This window comes from Pseudomonas sp. GG8 (assembly GCF_052976945.1).
In genome coordinates this window covers 1241057-1265374 of the sequence record NZ_JBRIIP010000001.1, presented here as the reverse complement: position 1 = coordinate 1265374, position 24318 = coordinate 1241057, and the positions used below count along the sequence as shown (strand labels likewise).

At 55.5% G+C, this 24318-nt stretch carries 30 protein-coding genes, 2 tRNA genes and 1 pseudogene; 14 read left to right on the top strand and 19 right to left on the bottom strand.

Translation table 11 applies throughout. The features are described from left to right. Positions 1-9: 9 nt before the first annotated feature. The 7 genes and pseudogenes from ACVBEG_RS06155 to ACVBEG_RS06125 form a co-directional block, all read right to left on the bottom strand. Positions 10-354 carry a phage holin family protein gene (locus tag ACVBEG_RS06155; protein WP_447107464.1) on the bottom strand — a complete coding sequence of 115 codons (345 nt, stop codon included), beginning with the start codon at positions 352-354 and terminating at the stop codon, positions 10-12. 264 nt (positions 355-618) lie between these two features. Beyond that, positions 619-1098: a hypothetical protein gene (locus ACVBEG_RS06150; protein ID WP_447107463.1), complete on the bottom strand. Its 480-nt coding sequence runs from the start codon at positions 1096-1098 to the stop codon at positions 619-621. A 328-nt stretch (positions 1099-1426) separates the two neighbouring features. Further along, a pseudogene (locus ACVBEG_RS06145) lies at positions 1427-3073 on the bottom strand (primase-helicase family protein); the annotation flags it as partial. 65 nt (positions 3074-3138) lie between these two features. Beyond that, complete coding sequence (locus tag ACVBEG_RS06140; RefSeq protein ID WP_447107462.1) at positions 3139-4176, bottom strand: PriCT-2 domain-containing protein; 1038 nt, start codon at positions 4174-4176, stop codon at positions 3139-3141. Beyond that, entirely contained in the window at positions 4173-4337 is a 165-nt protein-coding gene (locus tag ACVBEG_RS06135) for a TraR/DksA C4-type zinc finger protein (RefSeq protein ID WP_447108446.1), read from the bottom strand. Before ACVBEG_RS06135 ends, ACVBEG_RS06140 begins: the two co-directional genes overlap by 4 nt. 34 nt (positions 4338-4371) lie before the next feature. Further along, on the bottom strand, positions 4372-4860 hold the full coding sequence (locus tag ACVBEG_RS06130) for a phage regulatory CII family protein (protein WP_447107461.1): 489 nt from the start codon (positions 4858-4860) through the stop codon (positions 4372-4374). Between the two features lie 141 nt (positions 4861-5001). Further along, complete coding sequence (locus ACVBEG_RS06125) at positions 5002-5229, bottom strand: YdaS family helix-turn-helix protein (protein ID WP_447107460.1); 228 nt, start codon at positions 5227-5229, stop codon at positions 5002-5004. Between the two features lie 100 nt (positions 5230-5329). Between ACVBEG_RS06125 and ACVBEG_RS06120 the strand changes: the two genes are divergently transcribed. The 11 genes from ACVBEG_RS06120 to ACVBEG_RS06070 all read left to right on the top strand — a co-directional run bounded on the left by ACVBEG_RS06120 (position 5330) and on the right by ACVBEG_RS06070 (position 11077). Beyond that, a complete protein-coding gene (locus ACVBEG_RS06120; RefSeq protein ID WP_447107459.1) occupies positions 5330-6049 on the top strand; it encodes an XRE family transcriptional regulator in 720 nt (239 codons plus the stop codon). Positions 6050-6191: 142 nt separating this feature from the next. After that, complete coding sequence (locus tag ACVBEG_RS06115; protein WP_447107458.1) at positions 6192-6443, top strand: DUF1654 domain-containing protein; 252 nt, start codon at positions 6192-6194, stop codon at positions 6441-6443. A 129-nt stretch (positions 6444-6572) separates the two neighbouring features. Then, positions 6573-6779: a hypothetical protein gene (locus ACVBEG_RS06110; RefSeq protein ID WP_447107457.1), complete on the top strand. Its 207-nt coding sequence runs from the start codon at positions 6573-6575 to the stop codon at positions 6777-6779. Then, positions 6776-7348 (top strand): deoxynucleotide monophosphate kinase family protein, encoded by a 573-nt coding sequence (locus ACVBEG_RS06105; RefSeq protein WP_447107456.1) that lies wholly within the window; start codon positions 6776-6778, stop codon positions 7346-7348. Before ACVBEG_RS06110 ends, ACVBEG_RS06105 begins: the two co-directional genes overlap by 4 nt. A 10-nt stretch (positions 7349-7358) precedes the next feature. Beyond that, positions 7359-7619, top strand: a complete 261-nt coding sequence (locus tag ACVBEG_RS06100) for a hypothetical protein (RefSeq protein WP_447107455.1) — start codon at positions 7359-7361, stop codon at positions 7617-7619. 14 nt (positions 7620-7633) lie between these two features. Beyond that, positions 7634-8008, top strand: coding sequence for a hypothetical protein (locus tag ACVBEG_RS06095; protein WP_447107454.1), 375 nt, complete (start codon positions 7634-7636; stop codon positions 8006-8008). Next, positions 8005-8247, top strand: a complete 243-nt coding sequence (locus tag ACVBEG_RS06090; protein WP_447107453.1) for a pyocin activator PrtN family protein — start codon at positions 8005-8007, stop codon at positions 8245-8247. Before ACVBEG_RS06095 ends, ACVBEG_RS06090 begins: the two co-directional genes overlap by 4 nt. 49 nt (positions 8248-8296) lie before the next feature. After that, positions 8297-8641, top strand: a complete 345-nt coding sequence (locus ACVBEG_RS06085) for a hypothetical protein (RefSeq protein WP_447107452.1) — start codon at positions 8297-8299, stop codon at positions 8639-8641. Positions 8642-8674: 33 nt separating this feature from the next. Then, complete coding sequence (locus ACVBEG_RS06080) at positions 8675-9496, top strand: YfdQ family protein (RefSeq protein WP_447107451.1); 822 nt, start codon at positions 8675-8677, stop codon at positions 9494-9496. A 151-nt stretch (positions 9497-9647) separates the two neighbouring features. Next, positions 9648-9863 (top strand): excisionase family protein, encoded by a 216-nt coding sequence (gene xisR / locus ACVBEG_RS06075; protein WP_447108445.1) that lies wholly within the window; start codon positions 9648-9650, stop codon positions 9861-9863. Then, positions 9860-11077 carry an Arm DNA-binding domain-containing protein gene (locus tag ACVBEG_RS06070; protein ID WP_447107450.1) on the top strand — a complete coding sequence of 406 codons (1218 nt, stop codon included), beginning with the start codon at positions 9860-9862 and terminating at the stop codon, positions 11075-11077. The genes xisR and ACVBEG_RS06070 overlap by 4 nt, the downstream gene beginning before the upstream one ends. A gap of 228 nt (positions 11078-11305) precedes the next feature. Here the strand turns inward: ACVBEG_RS06070 and ACVBEG_RS06065 are convergent, their stop codons facing one another. The 6 genes from ACVBEG_RS06065 to dapA form a co-directional block, all read right to left on the bottom strand. Next, positions 11306-12940 carry an AAA family ATPase gene (locus ACVBEG_RS06065; protein ID WP_447107449.1) on the bottom strand — a complete coding sequence of 545 codons (1635 nt, stop codon included), beginning with the start codon at positions 12938-12940 and terminating at the stop codon, positions 11306-11308. 485 nt (positions 12941-13425) lie between these two features. After that, a tRNA-Ser gene (locus ACVBEG_RS06060) sits at positions 13426-13515 on the bottom strand. A gap of 93 nt (positions 13516-13608) precedes the next feature. Next, entirely contained in the window at positions 13609-14319 is a 711-nt protein-coding gene (gene purC, locus ACVBEG_RS06055; protein ID WP_219064249.1) for a phosphoribosylaminoimidazolesuccinocarboxamide synthase, read from the bottom strand. Between the two features lie 49 nt (positions 14320-14368). Continuing rightward, a complete protein-coding gene (locus ACVBEG_RS06050; protein ID WP_322180339.1) occupies positions 14369-15127 on the bottom strand; it encodes an MBL fold metallo-hydrolase in 759 nt (252 codons plus the stop codon). Then, positions 15128-16243 carry an outer membrane protein assembly factor BamC gene (gene bamC / locus ACVBEG_RS06045; protein ID WP_322180341.1) on the bottom strand — a complete coding sequence of 372 codons (1116 nt, stop codon included), beginning with the start codon at positions 16241-16243 and terminating at the stop codon, positions 15128-15130. A gap of 17 nt (positions 16244-16260) precedes the next feature. Further along, on the bottom strand, positions 16261-17139 hold the full coding sequence (gene dapA, locus ACVBEG_RS06040) for a 4-hydroxy-tetrahydrodipicolinate synthase (RefSeq protein ID WP_322180343.1): 879 nt from the start codon (positions 17137-17139) through the stop codon (positions 16261-16263). Between the two features lie 326 nt (positions 17140-17465). Between dapA and ACVBEG_RS06035 the strand changes: the two genes are divergently transcribed. Then, complete coding sequence (locus ACVBEG_RS06035) at positions 17466-18029, top strand: glycine cleavage system protein R (RefSeq protein WP_322180345.1); 564 nt, start codon at positions 17466-17468, stop codon at positions 18027-18029. A gap of 10 nt (positions 18030-18039) precedes the next feature. Beyond that, positions 18040-18513, top strand: coding sequence for a peroxiredoxin (locus ACVBEG_RS06030; RefSeq protein ID WP_322180347.1), 474 nt, complete (start codon positions 18040-18042; stop codon positions 18511-18513). 67 nt (positions 18514-18580) lie between these two features. Here ACVBEG_RS06030 and ACVBEG_RS06025 read toward each other — a convergent pair whose 3' ends face one another. Together ACVBEG_RS06025 and ACVBEG_RS06020 are read right to left on the bottom strand one after the other, a co-directional pair. Next, positions 18581-19651: an AI-2E family transporter gene (locus ACVBEG_RS06025; protein WP_322180349.1), complete on the bottom strand. Its 1071-nt coding sequence runs from the start codon at positions 19649-19651 to the stop codon at positions 18581-18583. Between the two features lie 66 nt (positions 19652-19717). Next, positions 19718-19969 carry a sulfurtransferase TusA family protein gene (locus tag ACVBEG_RS06020; protein ID WP_322180351.1) on the bottom strand — a complete coding sequence of 84 codons (252 nt, stop codon included), beginning with the start codon at positions 19967-19969 and terminating at the stop codon, positions 19718-19720. 153 nt (positions 19970-20122) lie between these two features. Here ACVBEG_RS06020 and ACVBEG_RS06015 point away from each other — a divergent pair, with 153 nt between their 5' ends. After that, the gene (locus ACVBEG_RS06015) at positions 20123-21556 is read left to right on the top strand and encodes a M48 family metalloprotease (protein WP_447107448.1); all 1434 of its coding nucleotides are present in this window, start codon (positions 20123-20125) and stop codon (positions 21554-21556) included. A gap of 80 nt (positions 21557-21636) precedes the next feature. Here ACVBEG_RS06015 and nadA read toward each other — a convergent pair whose 3' ends face one another. From nadA to queE, 4 genes are all read right to left on the bottom strand, one after another. After that, complete coding sequence (gene nadA / locus ACVBEG_RS06010) at positions 21637-22695, bottom strand: quinolinate synthase NadA (protein ID WP_322180355.1); 1059 nt, start codon at positions 22693-22695, stop codon at positions 21637-21639. Between the two features lie 126 nt (positions 22696-22821). Then, positions 22822-22897, bottom strand: a tRNA-Lys gene (locus ACVBEG_RS06005). Between the two features lie 58 nt (positions 22898-22955). Next, positions 22956-23630 carry a 7-cyano-7-deazaguanine synthase QueC gene (queC, locus tag ACVBEG_RS06000; RefSeq protein ID WP_322182768.1) on the bottom strand — a complete coding sequence of 225 codons (675 nt, stop codon included), beginning with the start codon at positions 23628-23630 and terminating at the stop codon, positions 22956-22958. Between the two features lie 16 nt (positions 23631-23646). After that, positions 23647-24294, bottom strand: coding sequence for a 7-carboxy-7-deazaguanine synthase QueE (gene queE / locus ACVBEG_RS05995; protein ID WP_322180359.1), 648 nt, complete (start codon positions 24292-24294; stop codon positions 23647-23649). Positions 24295-24318 lie beyond the last annotated feature (24 nt).

Below are 24318 nucleotides of genomic sequence, written 5' to 3'. Positions count from 1 at the left end.
GGGTGAGAGTTATTCAGAACGATTGGATTCGGCGGGCATCTCACTTACGCCCAACCGCTTGGCAGCCCAGCGTTCGTACAAGCCGATTGCAACATCCGCCCCGGCCATGGCCGTGAGGCACCCAAAACCGCCAGCCGTCCAGATCGAAACGCCCGCTGCATATAGCAGCATCATGGTGGAAAGACCGCAGACCACGCAGGCGCCCGACCGCAGCGCCAGGCGCCGCACCAAAGACCACCCTCGCGCACCATCCTTGTCTGCTCGCCACATCTCACCAGATACACCACCGACCAGGGCCAGGACGATCACTAACCAGATCGGCATATCGACCAGCGCTTGTTGCTCAGTAGTCATGGTGTGCCTCAAGAACAAAGATAAACCGGGAGAATAAAAAACCCCGCCGAAGCGGGGTTGGTGACCGGCCAGGGGAAGCCGGGTGAAGCTGCACAGCACGTGCTCGGTGATCAGTTCAGTCGCAATTCGTAGATCGTGCTGACTTTGTACCTGTCTTCGGAAAGACCGAAAAGCAGTGATTATCGGTTGTACCGAGTTCGACCACACTTCAACCGCACTTCGACCACACTTCGACAAGATGACCGGACGAACGGTAGCGCCGGACTACAGGGAGTTGCGCAGCGGGGATGCTCGCGTGAGGTTCTTCTCAACTGATCCACCCTCCCGGACATAACCACGTGTAGCGCTGGCCCGCACCGTCAGAATCGAAAGTACACGCAGATGAAGACGTTCTACCCAGTTGCGATAGGTCCGGTCAGCACCTTCGGCGATACCCAGAATTCGCATTTGCTCTCTGACAGGGCTCGCAGGGACATGCAAGTATCGAAGTTCGGCCAGCTTAGCCAGACCCTGGGCGCGATCCTTATCCCGCATCAACTCAGCAACAGCTGCGCCGATCTCATTGCCGATGTAATCCATGCCGGTGGTGGCACCCATCAACTCACGCGAACCCGGTGTACCGCGTGGCGCACATCCACCCCACTCAATAATCGTCCCCATCTGGCTGCCCATGCCGCCACCCAGGCCGAGCCGGTGGTGCTGTTCGCCCCAGTGCACCATCAACGCTTCAATTTCCTCGATCATTGCCCTTCCCCCCGAACCAATCGAACCTGACACAAATTACCAACAACCCGACACAAACCTGACACACCTAAAAACCTTATAAAACAATGCTTTAACAGAACCGTGTCAGGTGTGTTAGGTGTGTTAGGAGTTTCTTCACGCATAAAAAAACAAACTAAGTCGTGTTTTGAGATTGTCAGTTGTTTAGGTGTGTGCGCCTGCGCACGCGTTAAACCTGACACACCTGACACGGACTTACGCAAAGTCGGTAATTCCGTGGGCTGTGGCTGTGTCAGGTTGAAGCTTTCAGTCTGACTCAGAGGAAACACACCTGACACACTATTGGTCGTCATGCGGCCGCTCTCCCCTTGTCTGCAAACTTCACGTGATCCCAGCTATCCACGCTCCAGCCGCCTGCCTTCGCCTGCGCTCGCCATTTGGCCACCGACGCTCCGAGCGCGGCGGCGCTCATGGATGGGGGCGGGGAAGGTGCCTTATCTATGCCGGCCCAAGGAAAGAAAAACGTGCCGAATGATCGACGCGCCCCTTCCATCCACGGCACCCGCTGAACCTTGTCCACCTCGGTCGAAATGAACCCACTGAATTTCGTATGGCTCAGTGAGTGCTCTTTGTTCCGGTGGCACCACTCCAGGAAGAGCGCGTACAGATCACTGCTCACGCAGATACCGAATGGCGCACCGAGCAGTTCGTGCCGCCATTCCCGCAAAAACGTCTGCCAACTGGCCATGCTCAATTCCACCAAGCGCTGGCGAGCTTCCGTGTCAGGCGGCCTTGTCCGCTCATCAAAGTCACCCAGCGGATAACTGAGTAAATAGTCATACAGTGCCTCAACGCCGCCATTTACCAATTCGTGCTTAACCTTCGCCTGGGCAGGCTCGGGTAATGTTTCTTTGGGCCACATCACCAGCATCCGCCGGTCGTTCTCCCCGATCGGCCAAGGCATGATCTCGTTCGACAGGAACACCGCGTTCATGTGGTTGGCTTCCTCCCAGCCGTTCACGAACTTCGACTCCATACGAACCGTCTTGCCGGTAACCATGTGCTTGATCTTGCCGACCTGGTTGTAACGCTGATCCCGACTGACGACTTCTTCAAACACCCCATAGAGCTTATTCGACTGCCAGACCGTCCAATTTGACTCGAGCTGTGCCTGCCCAACGGTCGCACCACAATCACCGTAGATCTGCCCCATGATGTCGCTGAACAGCAGGCTTTTACCGCTACCCTCCATAGTCGAATGGAACAGCACGGCTGTATCCATTTTTGCGCCGACATTTTGCAACGGGTAAGCCAGCCATTTAGTCAGCCAATCCGTGGATGCGGCATCCCCGTTACACAGAAAACGGATGATTGATTTAAAGGTGCGGCACTTAGACGGATCGTTGACCGGAACCAGAGGCAACCCCTCAAAGGTATTGATGTACACCTCGGGGTCTTTCGTCATGCGCGGGTCGAACACGATGTGTTCCATATCCACCGTGCGCCGATCCGGGCTGTTCAACCACATCCCGTACGCGTCACCCAAGGACATCTTCAACGCTCCTTCCGGGATCCGTCGGCGCTTCTGGATATCCCAAGAGTCCTTAGTGCCATCGATGTAGACGTAACGCTCGACCGGCGCCATGCCGTTACCGCCGACCTGCTTGAATTTGGCTTCAGCCTTCGCCTTGTTTGCCAGCCGCTCAGCCACGTCATCAGCAATGACCTTCTTCACCGGCAACTCCAACCACTCTTTCGCAAGTGGTTTGGTCACTAGCATTTCGAAGGCTGACTTCTTGATGATCACTCGCTTGAAAGTGTCGAAAATCGCGGTCTTACCCTCGACCAGGGCAAATCGGGTGAAGATCCGTTCGGCCGTCCAAGGATTCCCCCCGCCCCCCTCTGGAGTAGCAGCGCCGTTTTCGGCGGGCTCATCCAAAGGTGGGGCATGGGAAACGTCATTCATCTGGACAGGTACAGCGGACAGTGCAGCCGCGTCGAGCTGGTCGCGAACAACATCAAGGCCTTGCTCGATGTGCAAATCATTCCAATCCTTGGCCATCAGGCAGCCTCCCCAAAAAACGGAAACGCAGCAAAGCCGCGAACTTCAAGGGCGGCAGCTTCGGCTTTAGTTCGACCGGGATTGCCTGCCGCATCCGGATCATCGTCACCCGCGACGACAATTGCAGCCTCAGGATGAAGCGAACGTATGGATCTAACGACGTTGACCAGGTTGCCGGAGTCAACGGCCATGGCAACCGGCCAACCACTCGCCATGTGCACGGTGGCAGCGGTCGCGTAGCCCTCAGCGGCAGCAACGATGACCGGCGAATCGACAACGCCCAATACGTGGAAGCAACCCGATTTGCGGCCGTACTTTGGAAACAGCTTGGTGCCCTGCCCGTTGATCGATTGCAGGCTCCAAAGCTTGCCAGCCAGATCTCGCAGCGGGATAGCAATGCTACCGGGCTTGAACATCAGGAAACTCAGGGATGCAGGGCGTGGCTTAGGTAGGTTGTTGAAAAACTGCATCGCGTTGCTGCCGGACCACACCTGACATCGCTTGTTGTGGTCGTCGATGGACAGAATCACTGTGGTATTGAAAAAGCCGATACCGAAGGCACCGACTTGTTTTCGTTCGAGGTACGCACTCTGACCATCTGGCTGGCAGTGCTCGGTCCAGATTCGGTAGCAGCTATCCGCGACCAGCGTGCGCATCTCCTCGAGTAACGCCTCATCAGCCTCGACCTCTGCCTGACGCTGCTTGCGCCGCGCATCCGCTTCGGCCGCGAACCGCTTCTTTTCCTCAGCGGTCATTTCAGTTTTTTCAGGACGCCAGCCAGCATCGTGCGCCAACTTGATCACGGTACCCATGCCGGTACCGCCCTTTTTGAATGACTTCCACACGGACAAGGCCGCCTTACCGTCATAGCTCTTGCTGCTCTGACTCCAGATATTCCATGGACCGTAGCCGTCCTGTCCGAACTCAGCCTTCAGCCCCATACCAACCTCGACCCACGTATCTCGCGAGTCCGGCGATATGTATTGAAGAAGGTTCGGTAGATCGAATAGCTGTAGAGGGATTTTGTCGTCACTCATCGCCGAGCCTCCCGCAACCCCTGGCAACTAACACAAGTCTCGCAACCATCAATCGTTTGCTGACGTAGCAAAGGGATCGCGTCGCCGCAGTCTTCACCGAACTGTGCACTGGCTCGAACTGTGCGCGCCGGCGTTGCGCGATTGAGAGCAAGCTGCAGCATATGCTCGGCATGATCGTTTGCCAGATCGATGACATCAGCCATTGTCATGACCCCCCATCGCTTGGCGTGCACCTGCCATGATGCCAAGCACCGCACGAATAACGTCTACGCCGTGCTTATCAAGCAGCGCAACCTCGTGCAACTCCCAGATCTCGTCCGCTGCGCCGCTGTGCATGCTGGACACAAACTCGCCCGTTTCCGCGAGTAACTCGCCGACGGCCTTCAGTGCATCTTTAGTTGCTGCTACTGGCTCAGGCTTGTACCAAACGGCGCCCGCCGGACGCATCAAGGCGTCAAGCAGCAGTGGGCTTTCTGTCAACCGAATCACTTCTTCAAGCTCATCGGGAGTCAACCAACGACGCTCCTCATCAAGCTTGAGTTTCTTCTGGACGGTGTCGTTATCAAGCACCATGTCATAGGCAAGGGCAGTGATACCGCCCTTGTAGTCACGCCCTGCGCGATACAGCGCCTGACGCAGTGAAAGGACCTGACCAGCGTCAGGCAATAGATCCGTACGACTCATAACCGTAAATACCCCTGTTACGGTGTGGCAATAAAGCAAGGCATTCCCTACTCTATGACCATGACCGATGCATGTGCTGTGTCGTCATAAGCCGGGCTGGGGGAATCTTGTGGTGAGAGGCCCCAGTTCCGGCACCTTTTACTAGGCAGCCTTGGATCTGCGTAGATAAGCCCAGTCAATGTCTGGCCGCAGGACCTCGCATACAACAGTGCCCTTGGATTCTCTTTCGATGCTGACAGCAAGAGCCGCACTTGCCCGCCGATTGCAGTAGGCAACCTGCCGAAGTTGCCCGGCAGAGGTACCGCAACGATTGGCAAATATCTCCAAATCAGTCTTATTCAGAGCCTTTAAATATTCGTGCAAGGTCATATGCACCTCCGTTCTGGATGTGCAGATTAGCAATTGCTAATCATCACAGCAATAGCAAACCGTAATTTACTGTTTGCTAACGTAAAGCGATCATTGAGCTATGGATATCTACGAACACCGAATTAAGGCCCTGCGCCAAGCAATGGCCGGTCTCAGCCAGAAGGATTTCGCCAACCAATTTGGTTTGGACGCGTCCTATTTGTCGCAGCTATTGAACGGACACAGAAAGCTCGGCGAGAAGGCCGCAGCCACCCTTGAGGCCAAAATTGATCTGGCTCCGGGTACGCTGGTGACTCCAGAAGACTCAGCCAGTTCGGATCAAACGGGGAAAAGACCAATAGATAACGTCGTTCCTATTGGCACCAGGAAAGTTATGGAATCGCTGGGGTTTATCACGATTCCACACCTCAACGTCACCGGATCAATGGGCTCAGGTCGAGTACCACCCGACCACCAAGTTGAAGTCATCCGCGACATAACTGTCCATCTTGACTGGCTGAAAACCCAGGGCTTGGCGTTTTCAGGTATCGAGAACCTAGCCATTATCACGGGAGATGGCGACAGCATGGACGGTACGTTCCGTGACGGCGATTCGCTTCTTGTGGATCGGGGCATAACTGAAATACGGACTGACGCGGTTTACGTCTTTACTCTGGATGGGCACCTGTTCATTAAGCGTCTTCAGCGCATGACGGGCGGTTCCTTGCGCATGATTTCCGACAACCCTGTATATCCGGCGATCCTGATTGAGGGGGCAGACCTAGAGAAGGTTCACATCCAGGCTCGAGTTTTACTCGTATGGAATGCCAGGAAGTTGTAGCCGCTAAGAGAACTGGACCAAGCCTGCGCAAGCGGGCTTTTTTGCACGTAACGAAAAAAAGAGCACAGATGTACTCTTTTCGCTTGCCGTAATATCCGAGCCAAACTACTGTATGTATATACATGCAGCCAAGGAGGAACATATGGCACAGCCGAAACCGAAGACACCCGCCCCCGCTACTTCAATCGAGATGCTTGGGGCGCGCCTTCAAAAAATTATTAACTCGCCCACAGCCCAAAAAGCACAAGCAGCAATCATCTCCAAGGCTCCAGATGAGGCCCAGGAAGACTGGGACAAAATCATTGAGGCCATCACAGAGACAGATGGCGTTTATGTGACTTATGAGGACGATGGGACTTTGCGTGTTTTTTGGGATGTGCCTGATAAAGATTGATCAGTAATGAGCCCGCCAAAAGCGGGCTTTCTTCAATTCAATGAAAGTAATTTAGCAACTGCTATTGCAAAACTATTTAGCTATTGCTAATTTTCACCTCGTACCCCCTCTCACCACAGAGTACGAGCCATGCAAACGACACAGCACAACCCACGCTGCCCGGTGTACCTACACCCGGCAGCAGCTTCCAACATCAGCTCCATTGAGGCCGTCCAGCGCCGCACCGGCTTGCTAGTCATCATCACGCCCAAGGGCCGCGCCGCTCTGGCAGTACCGCCCGTACCAGATCCAATGGCTGCCGATCACTTCAGTCCATGGGGTGGTGACGCAGCATGAGCCAACTACTCATTGGCCTCACCGGCCTAGCCCGTTCTGGCAAAACAACCGTCTCCCAACACCTAGCCACCGAGCATGGTTTCGAGTCCTATGCATTCGCCGATCCGCTGCGCGAGGGAGTAATGGCGATCTTCAACCTCAGCCCGGAAGATCTCGAAGGCGACGCCAAAGAGCAACCGATTGCATGGCTGGGGCGCTCACCACGTCAACTGATGCAGCTGCTTGGCACTGAGTGGGGACGCCACATGATCAGCGCCAACCTTTGGATCGACCTGGCCGAACAGAATCTCGATTGCCTGAGCGCCGTTTTCGACGGCGCACCTGGGTTCGTCATCAGCGATGTCCGCTTTGAGAACGAAGCCGACTTCATCCGCAAACGCGGCGGGACTGTCATTCACCTGCGCCGTCCAGATGCTCCCCAAGTCAGTGCGCATATCAGCGAAGCCGGTGTAAGCATCCATGACGACGACCTGATATTGCACAACGAAGGCGGACTGGACGAGCTGTTAGGTCAGCTGGACGAGCTCCTTATCGCCCTACGTGCTCGCGCCCAGCGCGCAGCCGCCTGAGGTCAGCGCCATGAACAGAGACCTGGCCGCAACAGCAGCTTTGCTGGGCCTTAAACCCCGCGCATTTCGCAACAAATTGCGCGAGATAGGTGTTTTGACTCAGGCCAGCGAGCTTGCTTCCAAGCATCGCGACCAGGGCTATCTGTACGTCGAAACGCGCAGCCGCTGGAACGAGAACATCAGAACCTACAGTCACTACGCCGTAGTGATGGTTAAGGAAGCGGGCGTGAGCTGGCTGGCAAAGCAACTCGACATCACCATCAACGCTTAGAAGGACGCCGCAGTATGAGCCAGAACGCCATTACCCAAGCTGTTGGCGCCCTGAAACTAGTGCCAGTTTTCATCAATAGTCCAGGGATCATCAGCCGCGCAACCATCATCGGTGCAGCGCATGAAGCCGTAACCCTGCTCGAAGGCTTACCACCCGTTACCGCAGAACTGGCCGAAGTCTTCCGCATGGTTGATGCCGTGCTGCTCGACGGCCAAGTCGCTTACGTCACCCCAACCCGAAGCCCCGAACGCCCCTACGGAGCCGTCGTGGCTGATCAGCTCGGACGCCTCTGCGCAACCGCTACCGGCAAGACGAAAGAAGGTCTGGCCGAATTGATCCGCCTTCAGTTGGTGCCCCGAAAGGAGGAGTTCGGGGAGGTTTCAGCGTGAGTGGCACCCTGGATCAATTACGCGAAGAGTTCGCGACACCGTGCCCAACACTGTCGGCAGTCCGGACTCGCTACTTCTCGCACATTTCCAATGATCGCTACCTACTTCGCCAGATCAATGCCAAGCGCATTGCCCTGAAGGTCACCCGCCTCGGTGGAACAAGGCAGGGGCAGCCGGTCGTGTACCTGCACGACCTCGCCGAATACCTGGACGCACAAACACGTTCAAAAGCTGCGTGATACAGGCGGCCCCGGCCTGCAGGGGCAAGCAACCAAAAAGGCACAGCACATGAGCAAAGCACGACCATTTATCGACACCCTGCGCGACATTGAAGCCGGTGGCCTGCTCGATGAACTCTCCGAATCGCAACACCGCCTGATTGACGCTATTCGGTTGGCTGGCAAGGGCGGCGACATCGTAATCAAGCTCTCGTACAAGCCGGACGGGCGCGGCCAGATGAACGTGAAGGCTGACGTCAAAGTGAAAGAGCCGGCTCTTTCTCGCGGCACATCACTGTTCTTCCTTACGCCTGAAGGCAACCTCACACGCCGCGACCCTCGCCAACAGGATCTGGCGCTACGCCCGGTCGCCGAAGATGAAGCAATGGAAAGGCTGCGACACGTCTCGCAGTAACGAAATCTCACCCCAAAAACTGGAGCACATCCAATGCAAGAAGCCCTTAACCAATTGGTCCACCTGGCGCAACAGGTAGGAAAACCCATCGATCACCCCGGCCTGTCTGCACCGGTCGCACTGATCCCGACTGGCGTCACCATTAAGGACTTGGAGCATCTACTGCCCGCCCCAACCCGCATCCGCCAAGCCATTCGCATCTTGGATGCAGCCACGTTCATCGCCTACGTAAACCGCTTCACCAGTCCAGCCGCATCGGTGTTCTGCGACGGGCCAGAAGGCCGCACCTTCACTGCAGTGCTCGATTATCACCAGCCGGAAAGCCCATCGTGGGGAAACCATGTTGCGACGTACTGCTGCCCGATCACCATCGAATGGGGTCGCTGGAAAAGTGCCGACCGTAAGCGGATGGACCAGGCGGCCTTTGCTGAGTTTTTCGAGGAAAACGTAAAAGACATCACCGTTCCGGACAGTGTACCTACCGCACCGAACGCTGCCGACATGCTCGAAATCAGCCGCACCCTGGAAGCGAAGAAGAACATCAGCTTCCGACAAGGTACCCGCCTCGACAACGGCCAGGTGCAGCTCACCTACAACGAGCAGATTGACGGCCGCGCCGGTGAATCAGGACAACTGAATATCCCTGAACAGTTCTATATCGCCGTTAAGCCCTTCCTCGGCGGCGACGCCTTTTGCGTTCCCGCTCGCTTCCGCTATCGCATCCAAGAAGGCCGCCTGCTGATGTGGTTCGAACTGGTACGTCCTGACAAGGTTCTCGAAGAGGCTTACACCACCGTCCGCACCAAGATTCAAGAAGCGATCGGCGAAGTACCTCTGTACGAAGCAACTATCTAGTAAACCAACACCCGCCGCCGTCCTCTCACCACCGATCCGGCGGCGGGTTCACCGAAGGACACAGCACATGCAGACACAGCAATCATTCAAACGCATTTCCATCCTAAAAGAAGGCGGCGGTACCCACTCGACCTCAACCACCGACAAACTAATGGGATCTTCAGAAAAACTTGAAATTCGCATCACCCCGGGAGCCTGGTTCCGGCAGGACCTGCTTTTCCCCATTTTCGGGCTCAGTACCGAGGCCGTGCGCAAATACCGCTCCAAAGGTTTATGGCTAGAGGGCAAGCATTGGCGCTGGGATCCGGCCAACGTCATCGTCTACAACCAAGTAGCGATTGAACGCTGGATGGAAGGGAAACCATGATCGACAAGATGCCGACAGGCGTTGAAATGAACGGTAAGCAGTTGCGGATCTGGTTCATTTTCAACGGCCAACGTTGCCGAGAGCCACTGGAAGGGATCGCGAAGGTCAACAAAGCCTCGATAGCCTATGCCGACAACAAGCGCCGAACTATCCAGACTGAAATCAAAGAGGGCCGCTTCGACTATGCGGCCCACTTCCCAAACTCACCCAGGGCCGCCATGTTCACCGGCACCGGTGGCCCGTCGCTCAAGCGCACGGTGAAGGAAGGCATTGATCGATGGCTGGAGGTTCAGCGCGCACTCAAAGCATCGAGTACGGTCGTCAACTACGTGAGCAAGGCTGTACATGTCGACAATAAGTTCGGTAAACGTCGAATCGTCGACATCAGTAAAAGCGACATTGAATTGTTTCAGGCACAATTGCTCAAGCAAGGATTGGCCCCCAAGACGGTGAACGATATCTTCACCGTTGTTCGTGGAGTCTGGGCCGACGCTTTCGGTGATGGCATCCTGAAAACCAACCCGCTCGACAGAGTCAGCAATGTTGGATCGGACGCAGACCTGGAACACGCAGACCCGTTTAGCCGCTCCGAGATCGAACTCATCGGCAAAGCGGATCCTGAAAGGCGCGCCGATGCCAGAATGATAGAGTTCAACTGCTGGGCTGGGTTATCGCTTTCCGAAGTCATCGCACTTGCCGTTGAAGATATCGATATTGAAGCTGGCCTGGTGTACGTACGGCGCGCACTGGTCGTTGGTGAATTCAAAGTCCCCAAAGAACGCTCCAGGGTGCGAGTCGTGGAACTGATAGACCCCGCTCTCGAACTGATGCGGGAGATTGTCACTGCCGCCAAGGAAGCACCCGCCGTTGAGATCACGGTAATCCAGCGAGACAACATCACGTCGAAGACGATGAAAGTCAGGTTTCTTTTTCGCAGCTCCACCAGCGGTTTGCTCTGGAGCGGAAAAACTCTGAGTAACTGGTTCACCGCCCATTTGAAAAAGGCAGAAGTCCGCCATCGAGGAGCCAACCAGTGTCGCCATACCTTTGCCAGCCAAATGCTGTCGAGCTACGTCCCAGTTGAATGGGTGGCTCGCCAGTTGGGGCATGCGGATACAACGATGGTGAGAAAGCATTATGGAAGGTGGATACCGAAGGACACCAAGAGTATGGCGGGTATGGTTTCGAAAATGCTTGGATTTAGGGATACATGAAGGTGGGCCCGAAAGGACCTACATTGTTACAACCAAATCTAGCAATTGGGTCCAATGAGCAACCCGCTTTGCGAGCTACCGCATTGGTTCAAAATTGCAGAACGCACTCAAGTGCACGCGCCGGCATCGCTAATGGTAAGGGCTTGTGCGCCCCTTCCAAAGAGGGCCCTAGTACGATAGTCAACCATCATATGGATCGTGGGATGCATACCGTTGCCTGCATCAAAATCACTCCAACTCCAATGCAAGGTCTCTCAACTTCAGCTTCAGAGCGTCACGCAGGCTGGCATCTGCACCAACGCGTCTTAATACGGCTCTTTCGTAATCGTCGCGGCCATTGAAATGCAGCCCCCTTACTATGCCATCTAGAACACCAGACTCACGAACGGGGTATCGACTCACAATCTCTTCCAAATTTTCCGTTTCAACCAGCATTGTCAGACGTGCAAGCTCATCGGGATATGGCGATCTGAACGTGAGACTTACATCACCGGCATTCGGTTCCATTAATTGTTGACGTGTTGGCATATTCGAAAGCAAGTGGTCTCGTAGGTGCCGCTCCGCAAGGCGACCTGCAAGATGCTCTTTCTTCCCCACCCCCTTTAACGAGTCGACCGCACCTCTCCTCGCGCTATCAAGTAACTGCTGAAAATCGACACCAAGTGTCTCTGCCTGTAATGCAGCGACCGCGGCTTGGGCTTCTGAAGAGTAGATGATGCTTTCAACAGAAAATATCGGTAGCGGGTAAATGCCTCCTTCTTCAAACTTGCTCTTTTGCTCCGTAGACATTCCGTCATGATCGATAAGACCAAATGCTCTTGCTCGATGGATCCCTTCCACTGCTCGAAGACCTTCAACAGCTCGTATTACGTCTTTGCAGGATTCCCGTGGTCGAACCGAAACTGTCGGAAAGAGAAGCGAATACAACGGTTGATCTAAGCTTGTTTTATCGTTGCCCTCAATGAACAGAATCTTGCGGCGAGCGCCGATCACGTCGACCCATAACCACTCTGGAATTTGCTCTTGATCGTTGATGACATCAATATCCCATGATGCGATATTGCCACCATGCCAAGCGCTGCCGCGCACTAAAACGATTTCCCCTCCGTGGATGGCCTGTGGCAACTCAAGCTGGTGGGTACAAATCACGAAGCCACAGTCAGGTCGCGTCAATATCAATGCTTTGATAAGTGCAACAACAATCGATGGATGGAGGTGAAGTTCAGGCTCGTCAATAAGGAAAACTGTACCTGGCCGTGCTGCGACTACCTCAGCTGAAAAAATAAGTGCAGACCGCTCGCCGTCGGACATACGTGCATAGCTGTATAGTGAACCAGCCTGCTTTGCACTCAGTTCGCCGCCGCCGCCAATTACAAGTTGCACTGCCAGATTCGCTTGGGAAAGCACTGCATTGACGATGTCTAGTGGCGAATTATCAGATTGAAGCCGTGCAATTGCCGAAGAACTTGGTCCCTCGGCCTTTATCTGGTTCGCTGCATCTAGCTTGTATTGAACTTCGGCTCCTTGAAAGTCGTGAATAGCTTTCTCGTTACGAATTGTGCCTGCGAGAGATTTCCATCTCGAGTCCGGCGAGTCGTAATAGCTAAGATTGCTATCATATTGACGGCGTGATGCGGGCGTCATAGACAAACTTTCGTTATCAAAATAGGTTGGTCGCGATCCTGGCAGGTAGACACAGTGCCCAGCCCACTGTAACGCAAGCAGATTAACCAAAGCAGACTTCCCTGTTCCATTACGCCCCAAAATGAACACTGGGGATCCCGCCTTCACGGCTAAATTAACTTGGCCTATCTGAGTTGGAATTTGCATTTCAACTAGCTGAGTACTCTCTATTCTTTCCACGCCTAATCCTTTTGATACTGCCCTTTCAAGAATTCTTGATGATAGCCCACTCGAAGGCAAAGCCGAACCGCACCTAAATTAAAAAATACAGGGACGACCGCAATGAGTGCTCGCTGGGTATGTAGTTATACGAAAGGAAATGAATACGGCATTTGAACGATAATTTTGCGGGTTGGTCTGAGATGGAACGTCTGCTCTTGGGCACGGCATGTCGATACGAACTGCTGCATGCGCTGGTGACACCGAATGCAGATGGGGGCATTGGGGTAATTTCGCTGCGTGGGGGGGAAGCCCTGAATCCTCATCGATCATCTGAGCAATAATAGCCAAAACCATCAGCAAGACACATAGACCTAACGCTCAGAGCGGCCTAGAGCGGTATTGCCGTGCGACTTTTTGCCCTAAATATGCCCTAAACAGAAGGCCAGAAACGAAAAAGCCCCTGTAATCGCTTAAGATTACAAGGGCTTAGTCTTATTCAATAATGGCGGAGAGATAGGGATTCGAACCCTAGGTACTGTCGCCAGTACAACGGATTTCGAATCCGTCCCATTCGGCCACTCTGGCATCTCTCCAACGGCGCGCATGATAACAGCTCAGGTGCAGAAGGCGAACCCCCTGCGAGGGAAATTTTCGCGTGCTATCAGGCGCTTGCGTAACTTTTTACGTTAAAGCGGTACGCCGAGGCGTTTTGCGACTTCTTCGTAAGCTTCGATAACGTCACCGAGGCCCTGGCGGAAGCGGTCTTTGTCCATTTTCTTGCGGGTTTCTTTGTCCCACAGACGGCAACCGTCCGGGCTGAATTCATCGCCGAGGACGATCTGGCCGTGGAATACGCCGAATTCGAGTTTGAAGTCGACCAGCAGCAGGCCAGCGTCGTCGAACAGCTTGCTCAGGACTTCATTGACCTTCAGGGACAGCTCTTTCATTCGAACCAGTTGTTCGGCGGTGCCCCAACCGAAAGCCACTACGTGGGATTCGTTGATGAACGGGTCGCCCTTCGCGTCGTCCTTGAGGAACAGTTCGAAGGTGTAAGGGTTGAGCTTGGTACCCTCTTCGATGCCCAGGCGTTTGACCAGGCTACCGGCGGCGTAGTTACGTACGACGCATTCGACCGGGATCATCTCGAGTTTTTTGACCAGGCATTCGTTATCGCCCAGCAGCTTGTCGAATTGGGTTGGGATACCCGCCTCTTCGAGCTTTTGCATGATGAAGGCGTTGAACTTGTTGTTCACCATGCCTTTGCGATCGAGCTGTTCAATACGCTTGCCGTCGAACGCCGAGGTGTCGTTGCGAAACAGCAGGATCAAGCGGTCTGCGTCGTCGGTGGTGTACACCGATTTGGCTTTGCCGCGGTAGAGTTCTTCACGTTTTTCCATGATGGGCTCCGCTTGCTAAAGTAGTTGGGCCAGGCGCCCGTTTGGGACACTAGGCGATATATCGCCAGTCGAGCCCTGAATCTTGATCGGCCACTTGCAGCCAGTCCGGATCGCACCCAAGGGTGTCGACAAAACATTGCCGGGCCAGCTGCGGCAGGTTGTTCTTGCTGCTGAGATGGGCCAGCACCAGGTGCTGTAAATCCTGCCATCCCAATTCGCTCACCAGGTTGGCGGCCTGATGATTGTTCAAATGTCCCAGTTCGCCGCCGACCCGTTCTTTCAAAAAATACGGGTAACGACCTCTGGCCAGCATATCGCGGCAGTGGTTGGCTTCGATCATCAAAGCGTCCAGGCCGTGATAACTCTGTAGCACCGAGGCGCAGTAAGAGCCAAGGTCGGTCAGCAGACCAAATCGACGCTGACCGTTACTGAACACAAACTGCGTCGGCTCAAGTGCGTCGTGGGCAACCGACACCACATTGATGTGCAACGCCCCCAGCTGCAAGCCCTGACCGCCTGACAGAAACCCTGCGGCTTCTACAGGTTTACGCATCCCGCGAAGGGTGCCAGTGCTGAGGTACACCGGTAAATTGTAGCGCCGCGACAGCAAACCCACGCCATGCACATGATCGGCATGTTCGTGGGTCACCAGAATGGCACTCAACTGATGGGGACTAACACCCAGACGAGCCAGACGTCGCTCGGTTTCTCGCAAGGAGAAACCGCAATCCACCAGCACATATGTGTCGTTACTCGCTACCAGCGTGCCGTTCCCTCGGCTGCCGCTGCCTAGAACAGCAAAGCGCACTTAACCGAGGTTATCTTGAATGACACCCAATATGCGGCGCGCTACATCGGCAGGCGCTACGGTACTGATGTTCTTCTCGACAGTAACCTGCACGTTGTCACCCACTTTGCTCAAGCGGACCTGATAACGCTCGGCACGGGCTTCGATTTCTTCCTTCGCCGGTTTGCTACCTAACAGGCGACCAAAGAAACCAGGCTCGTTTTCAGGCTTCTGTGCCTTCTCTGCCAGGTTGATGTAGTAAAGACCCAGACTACGGTTGATGTCTTCCACACGCCACTCGCCATGATCCAGCGCACGGCCGACACTCGACCATGCACGGTCCAGATCGGCACCGAGGTTGAGTACCGGGTTACCGCTGCCGTCTACGCTCAACGCCACGCGGTTCGGCGTATCAAAGTCACGTGCGGCCAGCAGGGAAATAGAGCCACCCTTCGCGGCGCTACGGCTCATGCTGGCAAGCATGTCATCGGTCAGAGCAGAATCGAGGCCCAGATTGGTGGTACGCGCCGGAAAATCTGTATTGGCAGTGCTGCCGGCAGGACGATCAACGCTTACGACGTAGATTTCACTGGTATTGCGCTGCACGCCTGGCTCGATACGAACACGTACACGCGTTTCCGAATCGGTGGACGCACCGCTGGCAGTCAGGCGCTTGGCCATCGTGGCGGAAAGTTCGTCGATACGCTGCCAGGTGGTGTTGAATTCACCCGTCTGCGGACGATCTTCGGCAATGCGGAAACCGTTGTCTTCGAAATACTGATGCGCTACCGGCCAGACTTCGGCAGGCGCACGCTGAGCCAGAATCCAGCGAGAGTCACCGCTTTTTTGCAGGCTGAAATCGCTGGAATCGGCAGCAACAGACAAAGCCTGCGGACGAGGGACTACATATTCGCCCTTGGCAGTGTCGTCAGCCACGTTACGCGGAATCGGCAGCAGTGGGTCCAGACGCTTGGCGGCGGCGAGATCAGGTGGCAATTGCATGGGCGCCGTTTGGGACGCCTCCAGATAATCACTGCCGCGATCACGGAAGTAACCATCTTGACCCCACAGCCAACCGCAACCGCTGGTGCTGGAGATAATCAAGGCAAGTGCAGAAAGTCCGGCCATTCGCTTCATTGCGTAATACTTCCTCATTAAACCAATACGCCGGACTGGCGCAGGGCCTGACGCAGCGGTTCGTGGCAAGGCTCGCTGAGCCAGGTGAGCGGCAGACGAATACCGTCTGGTATCAAGCCCATCTCATGCAGCGCCCATTTCACGGGAATAGGGTTGGACTCAATAAACAGGGTTTTATTGAGCGGCATCAGTTTTTCGTGAATCGCCCGCGCCGTGACTGCATCGCCACGCATGGCCGCCGCACACAGATCACTCATGGCACGCGGAGCCACGTTAGCGGTCACCGAGATATTGCCTTTACCGCCCAACAACATCAGTTCGACCGCCGTGGCGTCATCACCGGAGTACACCAGAAAGTCGCTGCTGACGCGTGCAAGGATGTCTTTGGCGCGCTGCAGATCGCCTGTGGCTTCCTTGATGCCGATGATGTTCGGCACTGTGGACAAGCGCACGGCGGTGTCCGCCAGCATGTCGCACGCCGTACGGCCTGGGACGTTGTAAAGGATCTGCGGGATGTCGACCGCTTCGGCGATGAACTTGAAGTGCTGATACAGCCCTTCTTGCGTCGGTTTATTGTAATAAGGCGTTACCAGCAGGCACGCGTCGGCGCCAGCGTTTTTCGCATTATTGGTCAGCTCGACCGCTTCGCGAGTGGAGTTCGCGCCTGTACCCGCTATGACCGGGATACGCCCTGCAACCTGGGCTACCACGCGACGAATCACTTCGATGTGCTCGCTGACGTCGAGTGTGGCCGACTCACCAGTGGTGCCGACCGCCACAATGGCGTTGGTGCCCTCTTGCAGGTGGAAGTCCACCAGTTTGCTCAGGCTGTCCCAGTCGAGACGACCATTTGCATCCATGGGTGTGACCAGTGCCACCATACTGCCCGCAATCATGCAACCGCTCCTGCCGGAAAAAGAGAGCGGTAATGGTACTGGCGCTATCAGCCTTGTACAAGCGAAGTACCATGCTACGAGCATTCCCCTGAGCGATGCTTTTCGCTACCCTTCTGTCTTTGGTCGGTACTGGTCACCTGCGAAGCGTATTCAATCAGTCGATTTTGCCGCCAGAACCCATGCTCCAGCGTCGTCGCAACCTCCCATGGCTTAGCCATGAGGGCAAGCAGCGTCGGGGCTCGGGTCGAGGTTAGGGGCGAAGAGGCTGTCGAATCGGCCGTGCAAGCCAACGTATGTACTGACCGCTCATCGCTTAGGAATGTTGCATGTCGTCCATCCCCACAGTTCGCGAACAATTCCTTGTCATCAGTGCCCTTGGCGCAAACCCAATGGAGCTGACCAACGTGCTGTGCCGCGCCAGTCATGAAAACCGCTGCTCAGTGGTGAGTTCACGTCTGACTCGTCACGGCGAATGCAGCGCGCTGATTCTTCAGGTTTCAGGCAACTGGGATGCATTGGCTCGCCTGGAAACGACCCTGTCCAGCCTGTCGAAGAAACACGCCTTCACCGTCAGCGTCGTGCGTAGCGCCAGCCTCGAAACCCGTCCTGAGGCCCTGCCTTATGTGGCTTACGTCAGCTCGGTCTATCGCCCGGATATCATTAATGAGCTTTGCCAGTTTTTCATCGACCATAACGTCGAACTGGAAAATCTCATCTGCGATACGTATCAGGCGCCTCAGACAGGCGGCACCATGCTCAATGCGACCTTCACCGTCACATTGCCTGCCGGTATCCAGATCAGCTGGTTGCGTGATCAGTTCCTCGATTTCGCCGATGCATTGAATCTCGATGCGCTGATCGAACCTTGGCGCCCACAAGCTCCCATGTAAGGAAACACTAATGGCCGTCGCCCTAGACCAACCTGTCGCCGACTTTCAGGCGCAGGCCACCAGCGGACAGACCATCAGTCTGGCCGGGCTCAAGGGCCAGCAGGTGGTGATTTATTTTTACCCCAAAGACAGTACGCCGGGCTGCACCACAGAGGGTCAGGGGTTTCGTGATCAGCACGCCGCGTTCGAAGCGGCCAACACCGTGGTGTTCGGCGTCTCACGCGACAGCTTGAAATCTCATGAGAACTTCAAGCTCAAGCAGGCGTTCTCGTTCGAATTGATTTCGGACAAGGACGAAACCCTGTGCAGACTGTTCGATGTGATCAAACTGAAAAAACTCTACGGCAAAGAATACCTTGGTGTAGATCGCAGTACGTTTTTGATCGACAAAGACGGCGTACTACGCCAAGAGTGGCGCGGCGTGAAAGTACCTGGCCATGTAGCTGCGGTGCTTGAACAAGCCCAACGGTTGAATAACAGCTGATTGCCGCAGAAGACATTCGCTGCCAGCACACATTGAAGTAGCTTGCAGCGAAAGCGTCACCGCCCCCTTACAACAGCGGCGACACAGTAGGCTCTTTGCGCGGCCAGGCATCGATCACAGCCTTGAACAGGGTAGCCAGCGGAATCGCAAAGAACACGCCCCAGAAGCCCCACAGCCCGCCAAACAGCAACACGGCGCAGATGATCGCGACCGGGTGCAGGTTGACCGCCTCGGAAAACAGCAGCGGCACCAGCACATTGCCATCAAGCGTCTGGATCACGCCGTAGGCCGTCATCAGGTAAATGAACTGATCACTCCAACCCCATTGGAACAAGGCGATTAACGCGACCGGTACTGTAACCACCACCGCACCGACATAGGGCACCACCACCGACACACCCACCAACATCGCCAACAAGGCCGCATAATTGAGCCCCAGCGCGACGAACGCTATGTACGTGACACCTCCGCAGACGAATATCTCGATCACCTTGCCGCGAATGTAATTGGCGATCTGCCTGTTCATTTCCTGAGCCACTCGGGTAATGAGGGCCCGTTCACGCGGCAGATAACCACGAAACCAGCTTCCGATCATGTTGCGATCTTTGAGAAAGAAGAACACCAGGATCGGCACCAACACCAGGTAGATCATGATGTTGACCAACAAAGGGAGGCTAGAAAGCGAGAATGTCAGCGCCCACTGACCGAACTTGCCGATTTCACCGCGCGCAACCTCGATAGCCTGGAGCACCTGTTCATCCGAGACCAGATGAGGATAACGCTCTGGCAGCAACAGCAGCAGCGATTGCCACTTGGCGAGCATGCCCGGCAACTCATTGAACAGGGTGATCAATTGATGCCAGAGCAACGGCACCAACACCAACAAAAACACCAGCAGCACGCCCATGAACAACGCGAATACCAGCCCGACAGCGAACAGTTCCGGCACGCGCAGACGCACCAGAAAGTTGACCACGCCCTGCATCAGAAATGCCAGCACCATCCCCGCCAACACCGGCGCAAGCATGCCGCCGAGCGTCAGAACGGCCGTGAACGCCACAAATAACAATACCGCCAACACCACAGCCTCCTCATCGGAGAAGTAGCGCTGCATCCAGTCGCGTAGCACTTTGAACATCAAGAATCCTTCAGGCAGTCATCATGGGTAACAATCAATCGCACAACGATTTGACTGCGGGAATCATCAGGCTTTACGTAACCAGTAGCGATAAACCCCGACTTCAACCTCCTCGCGGAGCAAGGTATGGCCTGCAAGCCGGGCAAAAGTTCGGAAATCGCGCTGAGAACCGGCATCAGTCGCGGTGACTTTAAGGATCGCGCCACTGGCCAGGCGATTAAGCTCCAGCTTGGCCTTGAGCAGCGGCAGCGGACAATTCAGCCCACTGGCGTCGAGTTCAGCGTCACAGGCCTCGGGCCGCTCTACAGCGTCAGACATTGTTTCTCTCCAGACAGGCACATCGGATCGCGTTATGGCCGTCAAATAACGACGACGGATGTTTCGTACACAATTGCAAGAATACCCCACTCTGGTCAGCAAGCCATTGAGCCAGCTACAGTAAGGGTTCTTTGATTGCCTAGAGCTCTGTGCATGAAATTTTTGCGCCCTACCTTGTTGACGCTCGCGTGCCTGCTCGCCTCGCCGAGTTTCGCCGACGACCTGCCGTCACTCGGCGACGCCAGCTCTGCCATCGTCTCTCCACAACAAGAACATCAACTGGGCCGCGCATGGCTGAGCCTGCTGCGCGGCCAGGTCCCGCAACTGTCCGACCCACAGCTTAAGGATTTCGTCGAGACAACGGTCTATCGACTCGCCGAAACCAGTCAACTGCAGGATCGACGCCTGGAATTCATCCTGATCAATAGTCGGGAGCTGAACGCATTTGCCGCGCCAGGCGGAATTGTCGGGGTCAACGGCGGATTATTCCTCAATGCCCAGTCCGAAGCCGAGTATGCTGCGGTACTGGCCCACGAACTGGCTCACTTGTCTCAACGGCACTTCGCTCGCGGCATCGAAGCACAACAACACATGCAGGTTCCTGTCCTTGCAGCCATGCTCGCAGGGATTGTTATCGCAGCCGCAGGCGCGGGTGACGCAGGCATCGCAACGATCATGGGCTCGCAGGCGGCAGCAATCCAGGAGCAGCAGCGCTTCTCGCGGCAAAACGAGCAAGAGGCCGACCGCATCGGCATCATCAATCTGCAAAAGGCCGGTTATGACCCTCGCGCGATGCCGAGCATGTTCGAACGACTGATGCGACAGTACCGCTTCGATGCCAAACCGCCCGAATTTCTGCTGACTCACCCGGTCACAGAATCGCGTATTGCCGACACCCGCAACCGTGCCGAACAGGAAAAAACCGGCGGCAAAGAAGACAGCCTTCGCTATCAACTGATGCGAGCGCGCGTTGCGCTTTTCTATGAAGAGACGCCAGGGATCGCTGCAAAACGTTTCCGCGCCCAGCTCGACGAAAATCCAAAATCCGAGGCCGCACGCTACGGCCTGGCGATTGCCCAGATCAAAGCAGGCCAACTCAACGATGCGCGGGAAAATCTCAAGCCGCTATTGGCTAAAGACCCGAACGACATTACCTACAACCTGGCGCAGATTGATCTGGACGTCACAAATAATCGAATGGCCGACGCCAAACAGCGGGCTGACCGGATGCTGGCGCTGTACCAGGACAATTATCCGCTGAATCAGGTTCACGTTGATTTGCTGCTCAAGCAAAACCACCCTGCCGATGCCGGAAAAGCGCTTGAAGTGTTATTGAAGGCACGCCCTGCTGACCCTGACATCTGGAACCTCGTTGCAGACACACGCGGCCTGTCCGGCGACATGGTTGGCTCGAGCCAGGCACGCGCAGAATTTTTCGCACTGACTGGCGATTACAAGCAGGCCCTGCAGCAACTGGAGTTCGCCAAGCGTCGCTCGAACAACAACTTCCAGCTAGCGTCGCGCATCGACGCCCGGCAGAAGGAGTTGATCGAACAGGAGCGGACGCTCAAGGAAATGATGAACTAGGTACGATTTTCTGCCCGATTCAAAAAGCCCGACTCAATGGTCGGGCTTTTTTTTGCACTCTGACTTGTCCTGACTCAGGATCAGGCATTACCAGACAGCTTCAAGCGTGCTGCATGCGTGAAGTCCAGCATGCGCTGCAGAGGCTTCAAGGCACGCGGAATCAATGCGGGGTCGACGAAAACCTCGTTAGAGCCTTCGCGGAGACACTGCAAGGTGCGCTCAAGGGTGTTCATCGCCATCCAGGGGCAATGCGCGCAACTGCGGCACGCAGCACCCTCACCGGCCGTTGGCGCTTCGACAAAAACTTTGTCGGGGCACAACTGCTGCATCTTGTAGAAAATGCCGCGATCAGTCGCAACGATAAACATTTTGTTCGGCAACGTTTGCGCGGCTTTGATCAACTGGCTTGTCGAACCGACGGCATCAGCCAAATCGATCACGGCCTCCGGCGATTCGGGGTGGACCAAAATCGCGGCCTCCGGATACAGCGCTTTCATGTCGGCCAGCTGCTTGGATTTGAACTCTTCGTGAACGATGCAAGCACCGTCCCATAGCAGCATGTCGGCACCGGTTTCCCGTTGAATATAACGCCCCAGATGCTTGTCTGGCGCCCAAATGATCTTTTCGCCGTTATCCATCAGGCTTTCGACAATTTCCAACGCACAACTCGAGGTCACTACCCAGTCTGCACGGGCTTTGACCGCAGCCGACGTATTGGCATACACCACCACAGTGCGCTCGGGGTGCTGATCGCAGAACGCCGAGAACTCATCGACCGGGCAACCCAGGTCCAGGGAGCACGTAGCTTCCAGCGTCGGCATCAGCACACGCTTTTCCGGATTGAGGATTTTTGCCGTCTCGCCCATGAAGCGCACACCTGCGACCAGCACGGTTTTCGCCGAATGCTGGTTACTGAAACGCGCCATCTCCAGCGAGTCGGACACGCAGCCGCCGGTCTCTTCAGCCAGAGCCTGGATAACGGGGTCACAGTAGTAGTGGGCAACCAGCACCGCGTCTTGCGCTTTCAACTCGGCAGCAATCGCGGCACGGTAAAAAGCCTCTTCTTCAACGCTCAGTACTTTCGGCTGCTTGGCATCTAGATGGGCCTGGACCAGAAGCCGTTCTGAAATCTGCGTCATGTTCGCTGGACCTCAATGCGCTTGTGCGCGGATATCGAGTGTACACCTGAAAAAGACGCAAAAAAAAAGCCGGAAATCCTCATTTTCATGGGCCTTCCAGCTTTATAAATACGTCGACATAAAAAATGGTGGGTCGTGTGGGATTCGAACCTACGACCAATTGGTTAAAAGCCAACTGCTCTACCAACTGAGCTAACGACCCGACGTGGTGCGTATATTACTGATTTCTATGATTAATTCAACACCTATCTGAATTTAAATCAAAAATAACGCGTTGGGTCGGTTACACCAGCCGCTACAAAGCCCTCTGCGCGCAGGCGGCAGCTGTCACATTTGCCGCATGCACGGCCCTGATCATCGGCCTGATAGCAGGAAACAGTGAGCCCGTAATCGACGCCCAGACGCATGCCAGCCTTGACGATGTCGGCCTTGCTCAAGTTTTGCAGTGGCGCTCGAATAGTGAAGCCCTGCCCTTCCACGCCCGCCTTGGTTGCTAAATTGGCCAGGCGCTCAAATGCTTCGATAAACTCGGGACGGCAGTCTGGATAACCGGAATAATCCACTGCGTTGACGCCGATAAAGATATCCCGCGCGCCCAACACTTCAGCCCAACCGAGTGCCAGCGAAAGAAAAACCGTATTACGTGCTGGCACGTAAGTCACCGGGATACCTTCGCCAGGGGATTCAGGCACGGCGATGGAGCTGTCCGTCAACGCGGACCCCCCGATACCGTTCAGATCAAGACCGACAACCTTGTGCTCAACCACACCCAGATCGCGAGCGACGCGCGCTGCTGCATCCAGCTCGGCACGGTGACGCTGACCGTAGTCGAAACTCATGGTGTAGCAGGTGTAGCCATCAGCAAGCGCCATCGCTACCACGGTGGCCGAGTCCAGGCCACCGGACAATAGAATTACTGCTCTTTTCTCAGTCATCTGTAATTCACTCATATCAGCGTCCCGGCTCATCGTCCCAGAGGAGTTTATGCAGCTGCATTTGCAAGCGTACCGGCAGGTTGTCCGCCACGATCCAGTCAGCCAGGTCCCGCGCTTTCAACTCATGATGGCTCGGAGAGAACAATACCTCGCCGGCTCGCCGGTCCAGGCCGTACTGAATCAGCTTGGACACCGCCCAGTCGTAGTCTTCTCGGGAACAGAGCACAAACTTGACCTGATCGTTGGGCGTCAACAGCTCGATGTTCTCATAACGATTGCGCCCGACCTCTTTGGAGCCCGGTGTTTTCAGATCGACAACACGACTGACACGCGGATCGACCGCCGAGATATCCAGAGCGCCACTGGTTTCCAGTGACACTTCATAGCCGGCGTCACACAGACGCTTGAGCAGAGGGATTGCATTGGGCTGGGCCAAGGGTTCACCACCCGTCACGCATACATAGCGCGGACGGTAAGCGGCTACTTGTTCGAGGATCGCATCGAGGGTCTGAATGCTGCCGCCACTGAACGCGTAGGCGCTGTCGCAATACTGACAACGCAACGGGCAGCCAGTAAGACGCACAAAAACAGTGGGCAAGCCCGCAGTGCGCGTTTCACCCTGCAGCGAGTAAAAAACTTCGGTGATTCGTAATGTGTCTTGCATATGAGCCACGGGCGTAACAGCTAA

Coding starts and splice junctions, on each gene's coding strand:
- ACVBEG_RS06140 (WP_447107462.1), bottom strand. CDS start 4,176: ATGAGTGACGACAAAATCCCTCTACAGCTATTCGATCTACCGAACCTT.
- ACVBEG_RS06015 (WP_447107448.1), top strand. CDS start 20,123: ATGAAATTTTTGCGCCCTACCTTGTTGACGCTCGCGTGCCTGCTCGCC.
- ACVBEG_RS06150 (WP_447107463.1), bottom strand. CDS start 1,098: ATGATCGAGGAAATTGAAGCGTTGATGGTGCACTGGGGCGAACAGCAC.
- ACVBEG_RS06135 (WP_447108446.1), bottom strand. CDS start 4,337: ATGCTGCAGCTTGCTCTCAATCGCGCAACGCCGGCGCGCACAGTTCGA.
- bamC (WP_322180341.1), bottom strand. CDS start 16,243: ATGAAGCGAATGGCCGGACTTTCTGCACTTGCCTTGATTATCTCCAGC.
- ACVBEG_RS06020 (WP_322180351.1), bottom strand. CDS start 19,969: ATGTCTGACGCTGTAGAGCGGCCCGAGGCCTGTGACGCTGAACTCGAC.
- purC (WP_219064249.1), bottom strand. CDS start 14,319: ATGGAAAAACGTGAAGAACTCTACCGCGGCAAAGCCAAATCGGTGTAC.
- ACVBEG_RS06110 (WP_447107457.1), top strand. CDS start 6,573: ATGCAAACGACACAGCACAACCCACGCTGCCCGGTGTACCTACACCCG.
- nadA (WP_322180355.1), bottom strand. CDS start 22,695: ATGACGCAGATTTCAGAACGGCTTCTGGTCCAGGCCCATCTAGATGCC.
- ACVBEG_RS06130 (WP_447107461.1), bottom strand. CDS start 4,860: ATGAGTCGTACGGATCTATTGCCTGACGCTGGTCAGGTCCTTTCACTG.
- ACVBEG_RS06120 (WP_447107459.1), top strand. CDS start 5,330: ATGGATATCTACGAACACCGAATTAAGGCCCTGCGCCAAGCAATGGCC.
- xisR (WP_447108445.1), top strand. CDS start 9,648: ATGGGATCTTCAGAAAAACTTGAAATTCGCATCACCCCGGGAGCCTGG.
- ACVBEG_RS06085 (WP_447107452.1), top strand. CDS start 8,297: ATGAGCAAAGCACGACCATTTATCGACACCCTGCGCGACATTGAAGCC.
- ACVBEG_RS06035 (WP_322180345.1), top strand. CDS start 17,466: ATGTCGTCCATCCCCACAGTTCGCGAACAATTCCTTGTCATCAGTGCC.
- ACVBEG_RS06155 (WP_447107464.1), bottom strand. CDS start 354: ATGACTACTGAGCAACAAGCGCTGGTCGATATGCCGATCTGGTTAGTG.
- ACVBEG_RS06030 (WP_322180347.1), top strand. CDS start 18,040: ATGGCCGTCGCCCTAGACCAACCTGTCGCCGACTTTCAGGCGCAGGCC.
- ACVBEG_RS06100 (WP_447107455.1), top strand. CDS start 7,359: ATGAACAGAGACCTGGCCGCAACAGCAGCTTTGCTGGGCCTTAAACCC.
- queE (WP_322180359.1), bottom strand. CDS start 24,294: ATGCAAGACACATTACGAATCACCGAAGTTTTTTACTCGCTGCAGGGT.
- ACVBEG_RS06095 (WP_447107454.1), top strand. CDS start 7,634: ATGAGCCAGAACGCCATTACCCAAGCTGTTGGCGCCCTGAAACTAGTG.
- dapA (WP_322180343.1), bottom strand. CDS start 17,139: ATGATTGCGGGCAGTATGGTGGCACTGGTCACACCCATGGATGCAAAT.
- ACVBEG_RS06070 (WP_447107450.1), top strand. CDS start 9,860: ATGATCGACAAGATGCCGACAGGCGTTGAAATGAACGGTAAGCAGTTG.
- ACVBEG_RS06125 (WP_447107460.1), bottom strand. CDS start 5,229: ATGACCTTGCACGAATATTTAAAGGCTCTGAATAAGACTGATTTGGAG.
- ACVBEG_RS06025 (WP_322180349.1), bottom strand. CDS start 19,651: ATGTTCAAAGTGCTACGCGACTGGATGCAGCGCTACTTCTCCGATGAG.
- queC (WP_322182768.1), bottom strand. CDS start 23,630: ATGACTGAGAAAAGAGCAGTAATTCTATTGTCCGGTGGCCTGGACTCG.
- ACVBEG_RS06105 (WP_447107456.1), top strand. CDS start 6,776: ATGAGCCAACTACTCATTGGCCTCACCGGCCTAGCCCGTTCTGGCAAA.
- ACVBEG_RS06080 (WP_447107451.1), top strand. CDS start 8,675: ATGCAAGAAGCCCTTAACCAATTGGTCCACCTGGCGCAACAGGTAGGA.
- ACVBEG_RS06115 (WP_447107458.1), top strand. CDS start 6,192: ATGGCACAGCCGAAACCGAAGACACCCGCCCCCGCTACTTCAATCGAG.